Origin of the sequence: Loktanella agnita (genome assembly GCF_046640325.1) — a bacterium.
Lineage (GTDB): Bacteria > Pseudomonadota > Alphaproteobacteria > Rhodobacterales > Rhodobacteraceae > Yoonia > Yoonia agnita.
Window position 1 is genome coordinate 137,763 of the sequence record NZ_JBJMBF010000009.1, and the last position, 19,135, is coordinate 156,897.

The following is a 19,135-nucleotide window of genomic DNA, read 5'->3' on the forward strand; positions in this document are numbered from 1 at the left end:
TGCAGAAAACCGACGCTAAGCATCGTCATAAAGCCGCCCTTCAGGGCGCATATCGGGCCTGCGGATGAGCTGCCCAATCATCCAGACCGCACGCATGCTGCGCAATCGCAGCAGCGTCCAACCCGCAGCCAGTTTTTCGCGCCGGGAAAGTAGCGGATGCCGCGCAACCTTGCCTAGATGCAACACGCCCGACCCCGCTACGATCAGCGCGCGCGCGCCCCATCGCAGGCGATCCCTGAAACCCGCACCGTTTCGACTGTAAGCGACGCGCACATTGGATTTCCACTTGCGGCATAGACCCGCAAAATCATCACGTGTCGGATGGGACACAATTAACCCCGGATGCCACACCACAGGAAACCCAAGCGCACCCGCACGCAGGCACCAGTCCTTGTCCTCAAATACGCCCCCAGCGAAAAGACCGGTCTTTTCAAAGACATTCCTTGTCGTGATCAAATTCCCTGTGCCAGTGAATTTCTGGCGCTTTACGTAATCTTCAAACGGGAAGGCAAAGACAGTCTCAAACGCCTGCGCCCCACTCCGCGGTGGCGGGTCCTCGTCAAACGTATTGACCGGACCGCCCGTAATCTTATCAGTAGGACTGATCGCCAGAGCCGTAGCCACCCAGTCAGGGGCCGGAACACAATCGCTGTCGGTAAAAAACAGACGCGGTGCGGTGGTCTGGACAACGCCTAGATTACGCGCCGGACCCGGCCCCTTTTCTGGCTGGTCAAGAAAACGCACCCGTGGAAAATCTGTTTTGATGGCGCTCAGATCAACGGTTGATGCATTATCGACGACAACGATCTCAACCGGCTGATCCTGCACCTGTGGCACCAACACGGACAGGCAGCGGCGCAAGCGGTCGGGATCATTGTAATGCGGAATAATGATCGCGGCCTCGTTCATGAACGATACCCTCCAAGCCACAGCGCACGCGCCGACCAAACTTCGGACCATTTTTCTGCCAGCGCAGGTCCTGAACGCATGCGCAACAACATCATGACACGCGCGGCCAGAACCCTGTTCCAGCCCCACAACCACATCAGCGCGACGCCAAAAGGCACCAGCGTCTGCGGCCAATGATCCCGGATCAGCGTTGTGCGGGCACGCGCCACAAGAATTGCCTTGCTCGCGGCCCATTTCGACGATGCGCCAACCAAATGCATGATCTGCGCAGCAGGCGTGATCATCGGATGATAGCCAATATCTTTCGCGCGCAGGCACAGATCGGCCTCTTCCCCGTACATGAAATATTTCAAGTCGAACCCGCCAAGCTCATCCCACAGGCTTTTACGGATCATCAGGAAACAGCCAACGACAATGTCCACCTCACGCACGGTGTCACGCCGCCAGTCAGCCATGGCCTCAGGATTGAAAAACGCGGATTTGCGAAAGACCGCTGTTAGCCCGGTCGCCATACAGAAAGCGCTCCACGGCGTGATGCGGTTCCAACAGGACGCAATGTTAAGCGAGCCATCAGGGAAAACTGTGCGCCCGCCCGTGATGCCCGCCTCCGGATGCGCGACAGAAAAATCATAAAGCGCGTCGATCGCCCCGGAATGAACTTCCGTATCCGGGTTCAAAAGCAACAGCCACTCAGTCTCTGCCGTTGCCGCTACGATATTATTTGCGGCGGCAAAGCCGCAGTTTTCCCGCGCGCGGATCAGTTCGACCTGCGGGAACTCCGCAGCCACGGCATCGGCTGACCCATCGCGCGAGGCATTGTCGTAGACGACAACGCGAAACGGAACGCGGTGGGTATTGTCAAAAACCGTATGCAAGCACGTCAGCGTCAGGTCCCGTGTGTTGTAGCTCACGACAATGATGGTCAGGATCGGTGCATCAGCCATGCTGAGTTCCTCCGTTAGTCAACCGATCAGCCAGCCGCAACGCCATCTGCACCCCCATCAGTGTCGGCGTAGCCTGGGATGAGGTTGGCAAGATCGCGGTCGAGGCAACATGCAGACCGGGAATATCAAAAACACTGCCCCACGGATCGACCACCGCCGTTTCGCGGTCGCAGCCCAGCGGGATCGTCCCGATCTGGTGATTGCCGTGTTTGGCAACAGCGATGATTTCCTTCGCACGTCCTGCCTTCGGCACCCTGTAGATCAGCTGCCCCAGACCTTCCGCACGCAACCACTCATCCAGCGCGTCATGTGCGCGCAGAATATTGGCGGCATCCATTTCAGAAAAGCGAAAGTCGATGCGCGCGCGCCGTGCGCCGCTGGCATCGCACTCGTCGGACAAAGTGATGCGGCTGTCGGGATCGGGCAAATGCTCCGCATGGAACTCCAACCCATAGCGATGGGCCGGATTGATCAAAAAGAAACCGGGTATACGCAATTTCGCACCAAAACGCTGCCACAAGAACCGGGGCGCGAAACTCAGCACAGACCACAGGTCGCGAAGGACATTGCCCAGATGCGCCACACGGCGATATGGCGGCTGACCGACATGCTTTTGCCGGATCGGTTCCGCAATCACCTGACGTCCCAGCCAACCAAAAGATAGCGTCAGAAAAATCGCAGAGAGGATGCCAGAGCGGTGCGCGGGATCATGGATCGGCGGCACAACGGGCCAGAAGGCGATATTCGCAAGGCGATGCTCGGCTTGCGTGTCATCAGTCGGCACAATACGGTGGCGTAAATAGCTCGTGCCATCTTGAATAAATGGTGCCAGTGCGTGAAATGCCTCCGGCCCCATTTCGATGTCTGCGATCTGGCCGTTAACATGGCCCATGTAATGCCGCCCCAACGGACCTTCCGAACCGCCAAACAGCCGGGGTTCCACGTCCTGAAGGTTAAGCAAGAACTGCGTCGTCGCGACACCGCCCATCGCCAAAACGACGTGATCGGCGTCTATTTCATACTGCTGATCTTCTGACAGCACACGCAGCGCCATCACCCCGCCATCCTCGCGCCGGATTACGCCGGTCAGCATGACACCCAGCACCAGCGCAAGGTCAGGATCTGCCGCTATCTCAGCCCGATGCAGCTTGGCGGTCAGCGGTTGATTGCTCCACCGCTCCAAGCGATCAAGCGTAAAGGGACTGCCTTTTGAGAGAGGCACATCATGCCCGTGCAGAAAAACCGGCGCGCCACATGCCAGTTCGACACAAGCGTCTGCAAGATAGTCATCCATTTCAGTGCTGTCGAACGGCCAACCAGGCAAATTCAACCAAGGGCGCGGCGCATAATCAATAGGATCAAAAGGCACACAGCGCCCCCCCCAAAGATGGCCGCCTCCACCCAGACGGCGGCTGACCGCGATATCAGGAGGGTGATGCGTGAGCGGGGTCAAAAGTTCGGCCTTCGCACTGTCTTGAATATCAGGATCTCGCTGGCGCATGCCGCACTCCAAGACCAACACTTTGCGCCCGTGCTTACGCAGTCGGCGCGCAATACAAAGCCCAATGGGCCCGCTTCCCACCACCACGAATTCTGCTGCAAATCGCGCAACATATGCTGGATCAAAACGGTCGATGATCATGTAAACCGGGAATGGTGATTTCAATTAAGACGGATCAAAGCAACAACGCCGCAATGATGAAATGATTACATAAAATATGGACCCGCCCCAAACCGGGACGGGTCCATAAATAATTGCAGATCTCAGGCCGAAAGACCCAAGGATTCTCCGCCGCGGCGTCGCGCCACCATTCCACCCAGCATCAAGACCACTGCCATGATCGGCAGGCTTGCCGGTAGCGGCACCGGGGACGGCGTTGTCATTGGCACAAGGTTCGCCGCCTTAATCTGCAAGGCAGATCCAAGCGTCCCATTGTGATCCAGCCACTCTAGCCCATCCATACGCACCTTAATCTCAGAACCCTGAGCGAACGATACCGTTTGCCAGTCCTTGCTCCACTGAACGGCTCCTGAGATAACTTTTCCCATAAAGCTAACAAATGTTGCCGCCCCACCGGTGCCCCCGGTGACGGAATCCGGTGCCGAAAAGACAATATCAAGGCTCACATCGTATTCCCCAATGGATGATCCGTTTGCTGACCAGATCACAAAATTCCGGATCTGCTCGCGGCTACCTGCACCCGACGGGTCAAGGGAAAATGATACGTCGCTCAACGCAGGATTAATTATCGGCGTAATGCCGCATCGCGGCAAACAACTTGCAGATGTGACACTTACGGATGAAGCCGCCGCATCAACAGTAAAGGTAGGGTATTCGACGGCAGCGGCTTGCGACGCGGTCAATGCAATTGCAGCAACTGCCAATAAACGTTTCATGTGAACTATAATCACGGGTCACCTATGTTCTGATTAAAATAATTATCATAATTAACACGAGTTGATGAAATTTCAAAACAAATTCGTACGGGATAACCCCTTGATAAAAGGTTAAATTGAGCAAATTTTTAGGCTTCGCCTATCAATCCATGCAAAATCTCTAGGGCGCAATCAATCAGGGATTGTGCTCTTGACTGGTTTGCGACTGCGCACGACGGCAAGCCAGTCGCTTCAGACACGAAAACGCAGACATCGCGATCACCACAGCTAGCCCGCCAAAGACGCCGTTCCGCAGTGCCGCGCCAAACCCCGTGCCAGCCAAGAGTGTCGCGATCAATCCGATCCAAAAGGCCGCTGCTGCCAGCAGAACCATAACCACCATCACAAGCGTCGCTTGCGGCCTTTGCGAGTCGTTCATCTCAGTTAATTGCTCTTTCATAGTCGGGACCCAGACCAACCCTTAGCCCCGAGCAAATACAAAATCAACTTGGCAGAAAAGCGACGTAACGGTGAACCCGAACAATACACCGAGACCCGCACACGCCACCGTGCCCAGGCCGGTCGTGCGCACCGCTCCAACCGATGCGGCGCAATGCATCCACGAGCCCAAATGTGGCAGCGCCCGCCACAATTGGGCACCCCCTCCCCAAGAATAGCTAGCAAGATACGCGAGACGACCACACCCTGAGTTGCACCAAACGGTGCATAAGCAAAGATTCGCCGACATCGCGAGTAGATAGGCGGATTTCTGCTATCACCTGCATTTAAAGCCTAAGGAAGCGCCCCGATGTTAACCTATCGGCTTAAATCAGCCGATAACCGCGATGACGAGCACGCCGCGCCAGCGTTTTGAACTCCAACATTTTTTCACGCCTGTGTTGAAATTATCGCACCCATAAAATCGCAACAATCGTCTCTGTTAGGAAAACTTAAGCCGCTTTTATCATCAATTAACCACCCCGGTTGAGCTTCACCCAGAACCCGCCACATTACTCTGGAACGATCACAGCAAAGCCTGTCAGGGGCCGAAGGGGACGAGAATGGGACTTCTAGACATGAAGTGAACACATTCCCCCTAAGACTTGGCAGTACGAAGCACGCAATGGAGAATCAGAATTTTGGCAACCGATCAACACATCATCGTATCCAGCACAAACGAACTAAAAACGGCATTGGCGGCAGCATCCGGCGGCGAAACCATTGTCCTCAAGAACGGCAACTACGGCACCATTCAGATCAACGACAACTATTCTTCCATGATCACGATAACGGCGGAAAACCCGCTGCAGGCGACCCTATCCGGTATCAACTTCGAAGGTGCATCAAACGTCACCGTGAACGGGCTAAACGTGAACAGCCATGTGCGCGCACTCAAAGGCTGCAGTGATCTTGTCTACACCGACAACAACTTTAAGGCGGGCATTTATTTCCGTGACGCAGACAGCATCACCGTGGACGGAAACGAAATCGCAAACAGTTACAATGTACTAACGCTAAACGATGTGACAAACTTTCGGATCACCAATAATGATATGCATCATGCCGAAAGTGACATGCTGCGGGTGACAGGAACCTCGAAATACGGCCTTATTGAAAACAATACGCTGCATGACATCACTGCTACTCCCCCCATGCACCCGGACATGATGCAGTTTATCGGAATTAAAGGCGTAAACCCCTCCGACATCGTGATCCGGGGCAATCTGCTCTATGACAACGAAAATACCGGCAGCGTCTATGGCCAAGGTATTTTTATGAGCGAATCCTACGGACCCGGCTACACGAACATGCTGATCGAGGATAATCTGATCGCCATTGGCTCGCCCAATTCCATCTACATCAATGGCGGGCAAAGCGACGTACTGATCCAAAACAACACACTAATTCCTTGGTCCAACGACGGCGGTGCGGTAATCCGCCTGACCGACAAAAATGGTTACGATAACAGCGGCACGACCGTACGCGACAATGTCGTCAAACTGATCATGGATGAAACAGGTTCATCTGCAATCGACGGCAACTATGTCTATGGGCGCGGCGCCAACCTAGAGAACCTCTTTTCAGGCGACGGCAACGTGTGGACCGATTTTCTGCCACCCAGCGGCTCACCTGTTGGGCTTTCGTCTGGGGTCGGGGCCTTTGAACGTCTGCGTGAATTGATACAAAACGACGGCGGAACGTCGACACCTACGCCGACACCCACCGATCCGCCCACTGGCACACCGACCACACCGGAACCGGCGGACACATTGCCGGGGGTCAGTGATACCATCACTATCAGCACCGTGGCGGATGTGCTTGAAATCGCGCCAGACCTGATTCCTGATCTGGAAGAAGGCATCATGCGCTTCAGCTTCAACGCCAACGATGTTGACGGGCGTCAAGGTCTGGTGTCGCGGGATGCGTCCGGCTGGGGTGATCATCTGAACGTCTATCTGCAGGGCGACACGCTGATTGCACGTTTCCAGACCACCGACGGAACAGAAATTTTGCTGACCCGCGACGGGATCAGCGCAGGCACCGACTACGATATCGCAGTGACGACAACCGGCGAAAAAATTCAACTCTCCATCGATGGCACCGTGGTAGACGGCGCCGATCTCGATTGGTCTTGGACCGGCTCGGCTGAATATATGCAAATCGGTGCGAATGGCTGGGCAAGCAGTTCTGGTGGTGCAGGCTTCGTCGATGTCTTCTCGGGTCAAATCAGCGACCTGAGCTTTGGCAGCCTGACGCCGGATGTACCGGACCCGCAGGAACCAGTCGTCACTCTCCCGCTGCCGGGCGCGGAAGAGGCGTTGATGATCCGCACTGCCGCTGATGTGGTGGAAATTGCGCCTGACGATGTGCCTGAGCTCGACACCGGCACACTAAATTTCAACTTTAACGCCATCGACACCAGCGGTCGACAGGGGTTGATATCCCGCGATGCCTATGGTTTTGGCAACCACGTGAACGTCTATCTCGAAGGCGATACACTGATTGCGCGTTTCCAGACCGAAGACGGGCAACAGGTATCACTGTCCTATAATGGGATAGCGGCGCGCACCAACTACGAGGTGGCGGTGATTGCAACCGGAGACACGGTGGCGCTCTCCGTCGATGGACAGATCGTGGACGACGCCGCGATGAACTGGTCTTGGTCGGGCTCCGATGAATACATGCAGATCGGTGCGAATGGCTGGGGCAGTGCGCCCGGCAGCGCGGGTTTTGTCGAGGTATTTGCCGGAGAGATCGATGGCATATTATTCAGCGACGTCGACCTACCGGCCCCGGTACCGACACCGGATATTGATCGAAACGAACTCCCCCCTGCAACGGCGGTCATCGACTTTGCATCTGATGCCGACGTGATCGAAGTTGCGCCAGACGGGGTGCCCGCCTACGACGCGGCCTCTTTAAGCTTCAGCTTCAATGCAGCGGACGCCGATCAGCTTCAGGGGCTGGTCTCGAATGATGCCAAATATTCGGGGCACCACCTCAACATCTACCTGCAAAACGGCAATCTGAACGTCCGTTTCCAAACACCAGAAGGTCGGGAAGTCGTGATGACACTACCCGGTATCAACGCAGGTCAGACCTATGATGTAGAGGTCACAACCGACGGGACCGAAGTCGCCCTGATCGTGGATGGTGCAGCGGTACAAGACGCGCAACTCGCGTGGTCTTGGGCGGACACCGATCAATATCTGCAAATCGGCGCCAATGGCTGGGCCAGTAGCGACGGCGCGCCCGGCTATGACAATGTGTTCACGGGCAGAATTTCTGGGTTCACCTTTGAAGAGATTGCAGTCCCCTCAGCCGCATCTGCAGCCGCGCCGACAGTTATAGCTGGTCCGATGGTGGACGATGAAACAGAAGCCACCAATACGGATGATGCCAGTGGCGATGCCAGCTCTTTCGCAGAAATCATGGCACAGTGGTTTGATTTCTTGCGTGGTTTCGATGCGCAATCGTCCAGCCGCATCGCAGAAACAGATGCCGTAGCTTCGACAGAGGACGATCAAGGGGTGATTGTGACAGCCGAAATGATCGAATCCGTATTGGAGGCGCATATCGACACCAGTGACGCGTTCATATTCTAAGCCGTTTCACTGCACCTCATAAGCACCAAGATCAGGAGCCGGGCCCAAGGGTCTGGCTCCTGCGTTAATGTCTTGGTCCCACCCGGGCAGTGTCCGCGCTGCATCAATCAGCGGTCCGCCCCGACGCGGGCGATAATCCAATTGCAGCGGATCGGCAAAAGCCGAAACAAGATCGACCACCGTGGCATTCTCTGCGGCGATAGGCGTGGTGATCGCCCCGCTGCGGTCGGAAAAGCGCATGGCAACATTATTCACCAGCGTCACATTCCGCGCCGGCGTCCCTTCCTTGCCATTGCCAATCATAATCCACGGATGCCCTGCAGAAATGCCAGCGTCGATCAGCACCACCGTATTGCCGACAATCTCCAGCCCCTGCGCGCCGCTGACGGTAATCCCATGATAGGCACTGACCGCGACCAGATTGTTGCGAATGCGAATATCCTGATAAGGGCCGTCGAACATACCAATCCCTTGCAAAACACAGCGCAGCGGATGATTTGGCGGCCCGGTCCATTCAATGAAACTGTTTTGCTCTAGCACCAACCCGCTCAGGGTCGCCCCTGCCTGATCGCCGCGCGGGGCCCAAGCCTGAAATCCATCATCGTGATTACCGTCGATCTTGATGCAATCCTCAATGCGATTGCCCACAAATGTCGTTTCATCCCCCAGCCCGCGCAACCCGTCCGCACTGAACCCCGACAGATAATTGCCAATTACCTGCGCCCCAACCCCGGTAGAGGTTATACCCGTCGTCATGCCGATAATCCGACTGTCCAACAGCCGATTACGCGGCCCATTCAATCGCACGCCGCCAACGGCCATCGGGCCAGTCCAATCGGCGAAACGCCACGCCCGATATTCAAGGTCCGGGCGGGATTGAACATGAAGACCCTCAAAACTGATATCGGAGGACACGCTATCGGTCTGCACCAATACGCGCTGGCCGGTCGGCTGGTCCGGGATCACATGCAAATCACGGATGGTCAGGTTACGACTATTCTTGACCGCAATGTAATCCACCCGCGCAATCTCGCCCGGAACGGGCTGAAAAATCACGGGCCGGTCATAGTCCAACCCACCCAGCACCAGTGGCCCATAAGAGCCTTCGCGCATCAGCAACCTGTCACCGCCGTTCACGGTGGTCATACGAAACGCATCGGCCAGCGAAGGGTAAGGCCGCGCATCACTGCCGTCCGGATCAACATGCGTCGGCGCCCCGATGGGTGCAACATAAAGGTCGCGCGCGATCACCGGCGACGCGGCAAACAGGTAAAGCATCAATATCGCGGCAACACGGATCACGTCGCAATCCCCCGCAAACTGGTCCAAAGCGCACTCGCCAGATATTTCAGGTTCCCCGGCTGCAACCGCCACGCCGCTCTGGCATGGGGCACACCCTGCCGGTACTGCCCGAAACTGCGATATCCGCCCGCCACCCGGTGATGATGCCGCGCCAGCGATGCAGGATAACGTGCCAACAGACCACGATGCTTTTTCAGCACATATTCCTGCGCGACCAGTCGCTTTTGCGTGGATTTGGTGATTGAATTCGCCGTCATCCGCTGCACCACCAGATCAGCATCAACAAATGCAACAGGCCCCTGCCCCGCCACCCGCAGCATCAGATCCCAATCAACCAAAGCAGGCAGGTCCTCGTCAAAGCCACCAACCTTGTCGAACACGTCACGGCGCACGGCCAACATCTGGGTAGAGATATAATTGCCACGCGTCAGACTGGGCAGAATATCCCCTTCAAGCGGATGCACGGTGCGGTCAGGATAGCGGCGCTGAACCGGCGTGTTGGGGTCCGTATCCGTCTTGACAAGCATCCCGCAATACACGGCAACATAATCGCTGCCAGCCACCCGCGCCATCTGCGCAGCAAGCTTACCGGGCAGCCACAGATCGTCGCTATCCTGAAACGCGACCCAATCCGCGTCCGACATGGCCACACCATGGTTACGGGTGCTGCTGGGGCCCCGCGCGCCGGGATTGACGGTCACCCGCAACCGCGGATCGGTTATTTTCTCCAACACAGCGCGGGTGCCATCAGTCGAATTATCATCGACAGCAATCACATCGAACGGCGCGTAGTCTTGGATCAACACGCTATCAACCGCATCGCGAACGGTCTCCTCTCGGTCAAAGCATGGAATAACAACTGTGACAGTGGGGTTATGCATACCGGTTCACGCGAGCTGACGGCCAAAGACACGGGCGACGGCGCGCCTGTCCTGCGGCTCAAGGCAAAAGGCATAAAGCACGATCAAATAAACCACGCCCCCCGTCAGGCTAACGGCGATCAGGCTGGTCCAGTCAGTTGGCGGTTCGATCAGTTTCAGCGTGATCCACATCGCCCCGCCCGCAAGTGCTGGAAGATGGCCAGGGATCAGCACCTGACGCGTGAACTCCGCCAGATTGACCTGCGCCATGCGCAAGCACATCCGCCAATAATAGCTGACTTGCGATCCAATCGTAATCAGCGTCAAAGCCAGCGTGGCAGCAATCGCGGTCTGATCGGTCATCCGCACAAAGATCAGCATCAACACAAGCCCCAGCAACTGAAACAGGAATGCAGGCAGATAAAATGCGCGAACTTGCCCATTGGCGATGGCCAGCATCCCCAAAAGCTGGGTTGGCTTGGTAAAGGGAAACATAATCATGAACAGGATTGTCACACTGACCGCCTGCGAAAACCCGGGCCCAAGATAGATATCAATAAAGTCATCCGCATAGATCATCAGCGGCACCGCCACCGCCAGAGAGACCCACAAAGCGTAGCGACCACCGCGCAAAAGCGTGGTGCGCAGCCGCAATGTGTCACCCGTCGTATGCATCGCCGTCATCGCCGGTTGCAGCGGCAGCGACGCAAGCGAGATCACACTTTCCATCTGCCGAAAGAAGGTCGACCCGATATGATAGGATGTGACATCGGCGGCAGAGCCATAAATATTCAAAACCAATGTCGCCGCATGGGTATACATCACACTCCCCAGCCTCCCCACCGTCGTCCAGAGGCCAAAGGAAAACAGCTGCCGTGCCTGCCCCGCATTGAAGGCGGCAGGCCTGAATTGCAGCTGCGGCACAAGCGCCTTACCACGAGTATAGGTCACCAGCGCATACAGCGTCTCGGCAATGACGGTCGCGGTGACGACCCAGATCACCTGCGGTCCGACCCCCAGCAACAATACCAGCAGCAGCACCATCCGCAAAAGATCGCGCGCCACACCCAGCAGGTTCAGTTCAATGAACTTCTGATGCACATGAAACCCCGTCTGATAAGGGGTTGCCAGCATTTGAAAGGCATAGCTGATCACCAGCAAAGCCATCATCATCCGCGCCTGCCCCACCATATGCGGCGCGATATTCAGGATCGCATCAATATGGGCCGCGAATACCAGCCCCAGCCCGATAAATGCCAGCGCGGCTGCCGCCAATGGCACCATGATCGATGATATGATCTGCGTGATCCGCGCATCATCACCCAGCGCATAAGCCGCCGTGACATATCGGCTGATCCCGCCGGTGAAAAAGGAAAAGAACAGTGGCGCGAAAACCATCATCGCGCCGACCACCGGCAAGACGGCGAATTCCTCTGTGCTGATCCGTTTCAGCAGATACTGATAGGTCCACAAGATCACCGTGACACTAATCAGCTTGGACAGCACCGAACTGGCCGCGTTGATCATCACCAGACGTTTCGACAGAATGACTTTGCCAGCCTCAGCCATCGCCGGTCACCCGGCGATCACACCAAAATCCGGTGACAGCCCCATATCGCGGACCTGTCGCGTGATTTCGGTTTCATAAAGCGTGTTGGCAATCAGAATCAGTGCCGGCTGCACGTGCGATAGCGCCTCGGGTGCCATCACGGGCAAGGCCGCACCCGGTGCATAAAGCCCATGTTTGCGCGTGTTCAAATCGACAAGCCCGGCAAGGCTATCTGGCGGCGCGCCCACTGCATTGGCAAAGGTGATCCCTTTGGACCCTGCCCCCCAGATCACGGCCTGTCCGTCCAATTCAACCAGCCGGTCGTGCCATTTTTCCAGCTCAGCATTGGACAAATCGGCAAAGCGCTGTGCCGCATCGCGCGTTGCCTCAACGGCTGGATGAACACTATTCGGCTGGGCCTCACCCGGCCACGCCCGCACCATCAGAAACTGATCGCCATAACCAACATTGACAGCCACCCTGTCAAAACCTGCCCGTACAAAAGCCACGCTGATCGACGCTTCGGTCCAATAGCCCACATGTTCATAGATCACATCCCAAAGCGACACGCTGTCCAGCATCCAGCTCGCATTCGGCACCTCGAAATAGACGGGAATATCGCGGTCGCCAATTGCTTTGCGGATATCACGCAGCAGCAACATCGGATCGTCGAGATGTTCCAGCACGTGGCGGCAAAGCACCGCATCGAATGGTCGGTCAAGCTGATCTGATCGGAAATACTCCGGCTCAATGCGCACCCCGTCGCGCCGTGTATATGGGGTTTGCACGTCACGCATGCTCGGGTCGAACCCAGTCGCATGGGCCACACCATTGGCGGCCAGCAGATCCAGCATATAGCCATCGCCGCAGCCGATCTCGACCACGTCTTTACCCGCCAAATCGAATTCATCCACGAGCGATTTTGCAAGGCCTTCGGCGAAGGTGCGAAAATTCGGTGAAAAATGCAGCGCGTTTTCATAGCCCGGCGCATAGACCATCTTCTCTGGCGCAAACCCCGCGTTCCAGATCATCGCGCAATTATTGCACAAAGTCAGATCCACATCACCCGCAGGCGCCGCGCGCCCGGCCGCCGCATCAGGCCAAAGCTGGTTGCAGATGACTGGCACAGCCGGCAGCGTAAAGAAAGACGCCACATCCGCGCTGCCACAAACCGGGCACATCATACCGCCACCAGTTCAGGGGCAAGACCCATACCCGCCAGTTGGTCACGGATCTCCGGCAAATAGATCGGGTTCATCACGATGACCGTATCAGGCGGTGCCGCGTGCAAATCATCTGGGCCACTGACCCGGTGGCCGGTGCCAGGCAGATACTTACCCTGCTTAAACGGATTGATATCAATCACCTGTGCGATCTCCGCCGCCAAGTCATTTGTGGTCAGGAATGAGACACCCTTCGATCCGCCCCCCCAGATCGCAACGCGCTTCCCGCTTGCATGGCGGCTTTGGACATAGTCCGTCCAATAGGCGCGGGTTTCGGCAACTTTCGCCGGGAAACGCGCTGCCAATGCCCGCACGCGGTCAAGGTCATCCGCCTGCGCCAGATACTCCGACCCACCAATATTTGCATATTGAATGATATATTGACCATCATAAGCGAGATAGAGCCGCGTCACGCCCATCCCTGCCCGTTCAAACAACCGTGCGTGACTACCCAGCGTGAAATACGAACAATGCTCGTAATAAATATCCCAGAACGCACCTTCATCCAGCACGCGCGCCACATCCGGTGTCTCGAAAAACACGCCGATCTCATCTCGGCCTCGCGTGGCAGCCATCACATCAGCCATGAACTGCCCCACCGCAGGAATATGCTCCAGCGTATGGCGACAGACGATATAATCGGTGGCAGGGACCGTTGCAGGGTCAAAATATTCGCGCTGAAACCGGATGTCCTGCCCATTAGCACCGGGCAGGCGCGCCGGGATGAAACCGGGATCAACACCCAGGCCCTGTGCCCCGGTCTGCTGCACCAGCTCTTGCAGGAAGTCACCCTTGCCACAGCCGATTTCAAGCACCTGCTGGCCTTTCAGATCGTGCAGCGACGCAATCTCAGCAACAAGATCGCGCGCAAAGCGATTGAACGTACCCGAAAAATGCTGGCTTTCTTCAGTGGTCGAAGCGTAATCCACCTGCGCCAGATTAAAGACCGCATTATAGACAAAGCCACAATCATCACAAAACCGCAGCACCAACGGGCGGCGCGGAAAAGCGCGCGCCTCTTCCGGCGTGTCCAGCAAAATACAGCTTTGCACCGGGATCGCGTCAAGCTGGTAGATCACCGATGTGGCAGCGCTGGCACAAGCCGGGCAGCAGGTGATCTCGCTCATGCGCCAACGACCTCAAGATAGGGAATTGGCACGATGAACTTACCCCCGGCTTGCAGGTAATCCTGCTGCTGGCGGATAATTTCTTCGCGAAAATTCCACGGTAGGATCATCACGTAATCCGGGCGGTCCGTCTGCATTTTCGACGGATCAGCGATCGGCACACGCACGCCGGGCATATATTTCCCCTGCTTGTGCACATTGCGATCCGCCGCCCAATCCACGATGCCTGCATCAAGGCCGAGATAGTTCAGCATGATCGTGCCCTTCGCCGCAGCACCATAGGCTGCGACACGTTTCCCCTGTTGTTTCAGATCATGCACCAGCTTGCGGGCGGCTGTGCGAAAGTTGACGACCCGCGCGCCGAACGCCCCATAATAGGCGTAGCTATCCAGCCCCAGCGCTGTCTCTTCCGCCAAAAGATCGGTCACAGTCCGACTGGGGTCCGACGCTTTTCCGAAATAAAGCCGGATAGAGCCGCCATGGATCGGCAACCGCCGCACATCGTTCAAATGCAGCCCATGGCGGGCAAACAGCACTTGGGCAGAGCGGGCTGAGAAATAGCAAAGATGTTCATGATAGATCGTGTCGAATTCGATATAGTCGATCATGTCGCGCACATAGGGGAATTCAACAACCACCTGCCCGTCATCGGCCATCAACCGGGCCATGCCTGCAACCAAATCATTCTGATCCGCCACATGGGCCACAACATTGTTGGCGATAATAATATCCGCGCGGCGGCCTTCTTCATGCAATCGGGCGGCGAGGTCATGCGTAAAGAAATCGTTGATCGTGTCGATCCCTTTTTCCTGCGCAGCAGTGGCCGGTTGTCGGGCCGGGTCAACCCCAAGCACAGGCACGCCCGCATCCTTGAAATTTTTCAGCATATAGCCGTCATTAGACGCAATCTCGACCACCAGACTGTCCGCCCCCAGATCGCGGTTCGCAATCAGTTCAGTTGCATTCGCGCGTGAATGGGCCAGCAGATCGTCGGAAAAAGACGAAAAATACACATAGTCATCGCCGAACATTTCCTCAGCCGGGCGGGTTTCCAGCAGCTGCACCAGCGTACAGGCGGGGCAGAACCCCAAACGCAAAGGCACAAGGCTTTCCTGCCGGGCCAGCGCGGCATCGTCCAGCAACCCATCGGATCGCGGCATCAGACCCAGATCAATGATCGGCATCAAACCTTGATGCGCACAGGAAATGCAGGCCACACCAGCCGCGTCACGGGTAAAAACTGCGGAAAAGCTCGGCGGTCGCGCGCCCTGACCTTTGTCAGTATGACGCAGCTCTGCGTCGATCAGATCGTCGGCGATTAACTTCTTAATATGACCAATGCGCTGATATCGCGGCCCCTCAAACTCTTCCAGCGTCAGCTCCTGCGCCATGTAAGCATCATAAAGCTGCTGCGCGCCCCGCCGGGCATCCCATTGCGGCTTGAAATGCGGCATGACGCGCTGGATCTTATCGCAGTTCACTCGGTAAGACCGCTTGTCCGGCCCCGCATCATCGGCAAAGGTCACCTCGCAACCCGGCACAATATCAGCCACGACCTGCGCCAGTTCACTGATCTGATAGTTGTGTTCTGTCACGCCGACGTTGAACGCCTCGTTTCGGATCATCTCAACCGGCGTGTTCAGCGTAGCCACCATTGCAGCACTGATATCCGCAATATGCGTGATCGGACGCCAAGGCGTGCCATCCGATTTCATATGAATATTACCCGTGGTCACAGCCCAGGCGACCAGATTGTTCAGCACCAGATCAAACCTGATCCGCGGGCTGACACCATAGGCCGTGGCAGAGCGCAGGAAGGTCGGACAAAAATCATCATCGGCGAGTGCCGCCAGATCCTGTTCCGAACGCACCTTGCTGACGCCATACGGGGTCACCGGATTAAAGGCGCCAGTTTCATCAATGAAATCAGCCCCGCCTGCGCCGTAGTTGGAACAAGAGGACGAAAAAACAAAGCGTTTCACGCCAGCGGCCTTCGCCGCGCGGGCGACGATCATCGTACCTTCGTGATTGATGGCGAATGTCGTGTCAGGCCGGAAATCGCCCAGCGGATCATTTGACAGCGCCGCAAGATGGATCACCGCATCGACACCCGCGAAATCCGCAGGCACGCAATCACGGATATCCTTCATCACCGTGGGCACCTCGGGCATGTCACCACCCGGCGCGAATGTGCAACGCTCGTAAAGATCGCTGTCGATCCCCAGAACCTCATGGCCCTGCTCTTGCAACATCGGGGTCAGCACCACGCCGATATAGCCACGATTTCCTGTTACCAATACACGCATCTCAAACGTCCCACTTTGCCCATGGGCGATTGCCCTGATCCCACATCTTTTGCAGCACATGCTTGTCGCGGAGCGTATCCATCGCCGCCCAGAACCCGGTATGGCGGTAGGCCATCAACTGGCCATCAGCGGCAAGATTTTCCAAAGGCGCATGTTCGAACATCACGTCATCGCCGGCGATGTAATCCAGCACCTGCGGCTCCAGCACGAAAAAGGCACCGTTGATCCAGCCCTCGGCGGTCTGCGGCTTTTCTTCGAACGCGGTGACCTGATCACCGTCAAAACGCATATGACCATAGCGCGCAGGCGGACGAACGGCAGTGATCGTGGCCAGCTTACCATGGCTGCGGTGAAACGCCAGCAACGCGTCCAGATCAACATCCGCCACGCCATCGCCCCAGGTCAACATAAAGGTTTCATTGCCCAGATGCGGCTTCAGCCGTTTGACACGCCCACCGGTCAGGGTCTCATCCCCGGTTTCAATCAGGTCAACATTCCAAGGCGCATGATCCTGCTCATGCCGCTGCACCGGGTTCTTTTCCCCCAGTCGCACAGTCAGATCACCGCTCAGCGCACCGTATTCGGCAAAATAGCGTTTGATGTAATCGCCCTTATAGCCCAGCGCGACCGCAAAGTCGTTATACCCGTAATGGGAATAGATTTTCATAATATGCCAAAGGATCGGCTTACCGCCGATTTCCACCATAGGCTTGGGTCTTACAACAGTTTCTTCGGCAAGGCGCGTGCCCTTACCCCCTGCAAGAATTGCAATCTTCAAAACAAAGCCTCTTCAAAAAATTCAGGCGTATATCAACAAAGGCACCGGATGCAGTGTGCAAAACCGGCGTATCTAATGGGCTAAACTTTGCATGAAATCCGGGTGTTTTCCAAGAAGATTCGATTGTGGCAAAAAAATGGCATGTTTCCCGCGGCTTGCCGCTCGTAATTCACTCACTCTGGCGCAAAGCGGGTATATCTGACGGGCGCACGCATAGGGCGTTCCGAGGGAACCTGCGCGTCAGGATTCTGTGGTGGCTGTTGATACATCCACGCACCTGCCCCGATATAGAACATCACAAAGACAGACAGCGTTTCCCAGATATGCACCGTAATCAGGGTAAAACCGATGCTTATCAGGGTGATGACATAGGTGATGCGCGCCCAATCGACAGCACCAGACAGCTTTGCCCGCCCAATTAGCAGCAGATGAAAAAGGAACGCGGCGATCAGCAACCCTGCCCCCGGCATCCCATAGCGCATCGCCGTCAGCAGCCAGAAATTATCGACTGAACGGGTCAGCCAGCTAGGCTTTGGCCAATCATTGAACCCAATACCAAAGACCGGGTTATCCAACGCCGCCGCCCAGCCATATTTAAATATGGCAATCCGCACCCAGCCGGTGCCCGAATTGAATGTGACCGTATCAATCATAATCGTGATCGGCGTCCGGTTTGAGGCGAGGTCGAGCGCGCCATAGGCCAACACGGAAAGGATAATCAACAGCACCCAGCGCCCGCGCATCAGCCACCACCAAAGCAGCAGCCCAATTTGCATTCCGCAGGCCAAAAGCGGTGCCGAAGACAGCGACATAAAGGTCATCCCCAGCGCCAGCGCTATGGTCATCCATGTCAGCGTGATCCGTGACCGCATCAGATAGACGGCATTGGCCAGCAATGTCGCGCAATACAGCCCGTAAAGGATCGGATGATGAAACACCCCATAGGCGCGCTCCAGCCCGATCCGGCCATAGGCACTATGAGCACGGACCGGCGTGTCGGAAAACAGACGGCCAGCCTCTAGGATCAACTGCCGTCCGCTCAGGGTTTCGACAACCACAAAAGGCAAGAGTACGATCAGCGAGATCAGAATAAAACGCAGCACGCGACGATAATCTTGCTCACTGCGCACAAGGGCGCGGCCCACAAAATAGCCGCCCACCAGTTCAACGGCCGTAATGCCCGCAAAAGGCAGACGCGCCAGGCCGTGCATAACAAGCAGCGCAAGCACGATCCACAGTCCATGTAACATGAAAAGCACGTCAATTAACGTGATCCGACCCTGCACCACAGCGATCACACAGGGCACAATCGCCAGTAGCAGGTAGACCCGATTAGGCGACAATCGCAGACCGGCCAGCGTAAAGGCAAAGGGCATCAGAATAGTTAATAGGAACAGCGTCAGAAACACAGATCGCGCATCTGATTTGCGCTCCAGCCGGGGTGAAATATCAGCAGACGCAAGGACCACCTGAAATACCTCCGCTGGTCGCAATAATTTTATTCGCACGTTAACAATAGCGCAAAGGATATCGCAAAATCTGCCACCCGCCAAGAGGCGCAGGGCGCTTATAAAGGCTCTGATATAGATCGCAGGCGGCTTTTTTTATTGTCACGCGCCCTGCGTTCTGTTGAGTTAACCATATTAACAGACGAA

Annotated in this window: 14 protein-coding genes and 2 pseudogenes; 1 reads left to right on the forward strand and 15 read right to left on the reverse strand. The window is 56.4% G+C overall.

Annotated features, from left to right (window positions below; genetic code table 11):
* Positions 1-15: 15 nt before the first annotated feature.
* The 6 genes and pseudogenes from ACJ5NV_RS12210 to ACJ5NV_RS12235 all read right to left on the reverse strand — a co-directional run bounded on the left by ACJ5NV_RS12210 (position 16) and on the right by ACJ5NV_RS12235 (position 4,668).
* Complete coding sequence (locus ACJ5NV_RS12210; RefSeq protein ID WP_411644059.1) at positions 16-909, reverse strand: glycosyltransferase family 2 protein; 894 nt, start codon at positions 907-909, stop codon at positions 16-18.
* The gene (locus tag ACJ5NV_RS12215) at positions 906-1,853 is read right to left on the reverse strand and encodes a glycosyltransferase family 2 protein (RefSeq protein WP_411644061.1); all 948 of its coding nucleotides are present in this window, start codon (positions 1,851-1,853) and stop codon (positions 906-908) included. Before ACJ5NV_RS12215 ends, ACJ5NV_RS12210 begins: the two co-directional genes overlap by 4 nt.
* Entirely contained in the window at positions 1,846-3,354 is a 1,509-nt protein-coding gene (locus ACJ5NV_RS12220; RefSeq protein WP_411644114.1) for a GMC oxidoreductase, read from the reverse strand. Before ACJ5NV_RS12220 ends, ACJ5NV_RS12215 begins: the two co-directional genes overlap by 8 nt.
* Before the next feature lie 18 nt (positions 3,355-3,372).
* Positions 3,373-3,495, reverse strand: a pseudogene (locus ACJ5NV_RS12225) (NAD(P)-binding protein); the annotation flags it as partial.
* Positions 3,496-3,617: 122 nt separating this feature from the next.
* Positions 3,618-4,250 (reverse strand): hypothetical protein, encoded by a 633-nt coding sequence (locus ACJ5NV_RS12230; RefSeq protein WP_411644062.1) that lies wholly within the window; start codon positions 4,248-4,250, stop codon positions 3,618-3,620.
* Positions 4,251-4,425: 175 nt separating this feature from the next.
* On the reverse strand, positions 4,426-4,668 hold the full coding sequence (locus ACJ5NV_RS12235; protein WP_411644064.1) for a hypothetical protein: 243 nt from the start codon (positions 4,666-4,668) through the stop codon (positions 4,426-4,428).
* 700 nt (positions 4,669-5,368) lie between these two features.
* Between ACJ5NV_RS12235 and ACJ5NV_RS12240 the strand changes: the two genes are divergently transcribed.
* Complete coding sequence (locus tag ACJ5NV_RS12240) at positions 5,369-8,335, forward strand: LamG domain-containing protein (protein ID WP_411644066.1); 2,967 nt, start codon at positions 5,369-5,371, stop codon at positions 8,333-8,335.
* A gap of 6 nt (positions 8,336-8,341) precedes the next feature.
* Here the strand turns inward: ACJ5NV_RS12240 and ACJ5NV_RS12245 are convergent, their stop codons facing one another.
* The 9 genes and pseudogenes from ACJ5NV_RS12245 to ACJ5NV_RS12285 form a co-directional block, all read right to left on the reverse strand.
* Positions 8,342-9,637 carry a right-handed parallel beta-helix repeat-containing protein gene (locus ACJ5NV_RS12245; protein ID WP_411644067.1) on the reverse strand — a complete coding sequence of 432 codons (1,296 nt, stop codon included), beginning with the start codon at positions 9,635-9,637 and terminating at the stop codon, positions 8,342-8,344.
* Positions 9,634-10,518 (reverse strand): glycosyltransferase family 2 protein, encoded by an 885-nt coding sequence (locus ACJ5NV_RS12250; protein ID WP_411644069.1) that lies wholly within the window; start codon positions 10,516-10,518, stop codon positions 9,634-9,636. Before ACJ5NV_RS12250 ends, ACJ5NV_RS12245 begins: the two co-directional genes overlap by 4 nt.
* Positions 10,519-10,524: 6 nt before the next feature.
* Complete coding sequence (locus tag ACJ5NV_RS12255; protein WP_411644071.1) at positions 10,525-12,066, reverse strand: lipopolysaccharide biosynthesis protein; 1,542 nt, start codon at positions 12,064-12,066, stop codon at positions 10,525-10,527.
* A 6-nt stretch (positions 12,067-12,072) separates the two neighbouring features.
* A complete protein-coding gene (locus ACJ5NV_RS12260; protein WP_411644073.1) occupies positions 12,073-13,230 on the reverse strand; it encodes a class I SAM-dependent methyltransferase in 1,158 nt (385 codons plus the stop codon).
* Complete coding sequence (locus ACJ5NV_RS12265; RefSeq protein ID WP_411644074.1) at positions 13,227-14,396, reverse strand: class I SAM-dependent methyltransferase; 1,170 nt, start codon at positions 14,394-14,396, stop codon at positions 13,227-13,229. The genes ACJ5NV_RS12260 and ACJ5NV_RS12265 overlap by 4 nt, the downstream gene beginning before the upstream one ends.
* Positions 14,393-15,580, reverse strand: a complete 1,188-nt coding sequence (locus tag ACJ5NV_RS12270) for a methyltransferase domain-containing protein (RefSeq protein ID WP_411644116.1) — start codon at positions 15,578-15,580, stop codon at positions 14,393-14,395. Before ACJ5NV_RS12270 ends, ACJ5NV_RS12265 begins: the two co-directional genes overlap by 4 nt.
* Positions 15,581-16,003: 423 nt before the next feature.
* Positions 16,004-16,762: pseudogene (locus ACJ5NV_RS12275) on the reverse strand (NAD-dependent epimerase/dehydratase family protein); the annotation flags it as partial.
* Entirely contained in the window at positions 16,704-17,480 is a 777-nt protein-coding gene (rfbF, locus tag ACJ5NV_RS12280) for a glucose-1-phosphate cytidylyltransferase (RefSeq protein WP_411644075.1), read from the reverse strand. The gene rfbF and the pseudogene ACJ5NV_RS12275, both read right to left, overlap by 59 nt.
* A gap of 173 nt (positions 17,481-17,653) precedes the next feature.
* Complete coding sequence (locus tag ACJ5NV_RS12285; protein WP_411644077.1) at positions 17,654-18,949, reverse strand: O-antigen ligase family protein; 1,296 nt, start codon at positions 18,947-18,949, stop codon at positions 17,654-17,656.
* Between the last annotated feature and the right edge of the window lie 186 nt (positions 18,950-19,135).

Excerpts from the sequence above, each read along its gene's own strand:
- ACJ5NV_RS12255 (WP_411644071.1), bottom strand. The coding sequence starts at position 12,066 with ATGGCTGAGGCTGGCAAAGTCATTCTGTCGAAACGTCTGGTGATGATC.
- ACJ5NV_RS12235 (WP_411644064.1), bottom strand. The coding sequence starts at position 4,668 with ATGAACGACTCGCAAAGGCCGCAAGCGACGCTTGTGATGGTGGTTATG.
- ACJ5NV_RS12220 (WP_411644114.1), bottom strand. The coding sequence starts at position 3,354 with ATGCGCCAGCGAGATCCTGATATTCAAGACAGTGCGAAGGCCGAACTT.
- ACJ5NV_RS12210 (WP_411644059.1), bottom strand. The coding sequence starts at position 909 with ATGAACGAGGCCGCGATCATTATTCCGCATTACAATGATCCCGACCGC.
- ACJ5NV_RS12250 (WP_411644069.1), bottom strand. The coding sequence starts at position 10,518 with ATGCATAACCCCACTGTCACAGTTGTTATTCCATGCTTTGACCGAGAG.
- ACJ5NV_RS12230 (WP_411644062.1), bottom strand. The coding sequence starts at position 4,250 with ATGAAACGTTTATTGGCAGTTGCTGCAATTGCATTGACCGCGTCGCAA.
- ACJ5NV_RS12215 (WP_411644061.1), bottom strand. The coding sequence starts at position 1,853 with ATGGCTGATGCACCGATCCTGACCATCATTGTCGTGAGCTACAACACA.
- ACJ5NV_RS12265 (WP_411644074.1), bottom strand. The coding sequence starts at position 14,396 with ATGAGCGAGATCACCTGCTGCCCGGCTTGTGCCAGCGCTGCCACATCG.
- ACJ5NV_RS12260 (WP_411644073.1), bottom strand. The coding sequence starts at position 13,230 with ATGATGTGCCCGGTTTGTGGCAGCGCGGATGTGGCGTCTTTCTTTACG.
- ACJ5NV_RS12270 (WP_411644116.1), bottom strand. The coding sequence starts at position 15,580 with ATGCCGATCATTGATCTGGGTCTGATGCCGCGATCCGATGGGTTGCTG.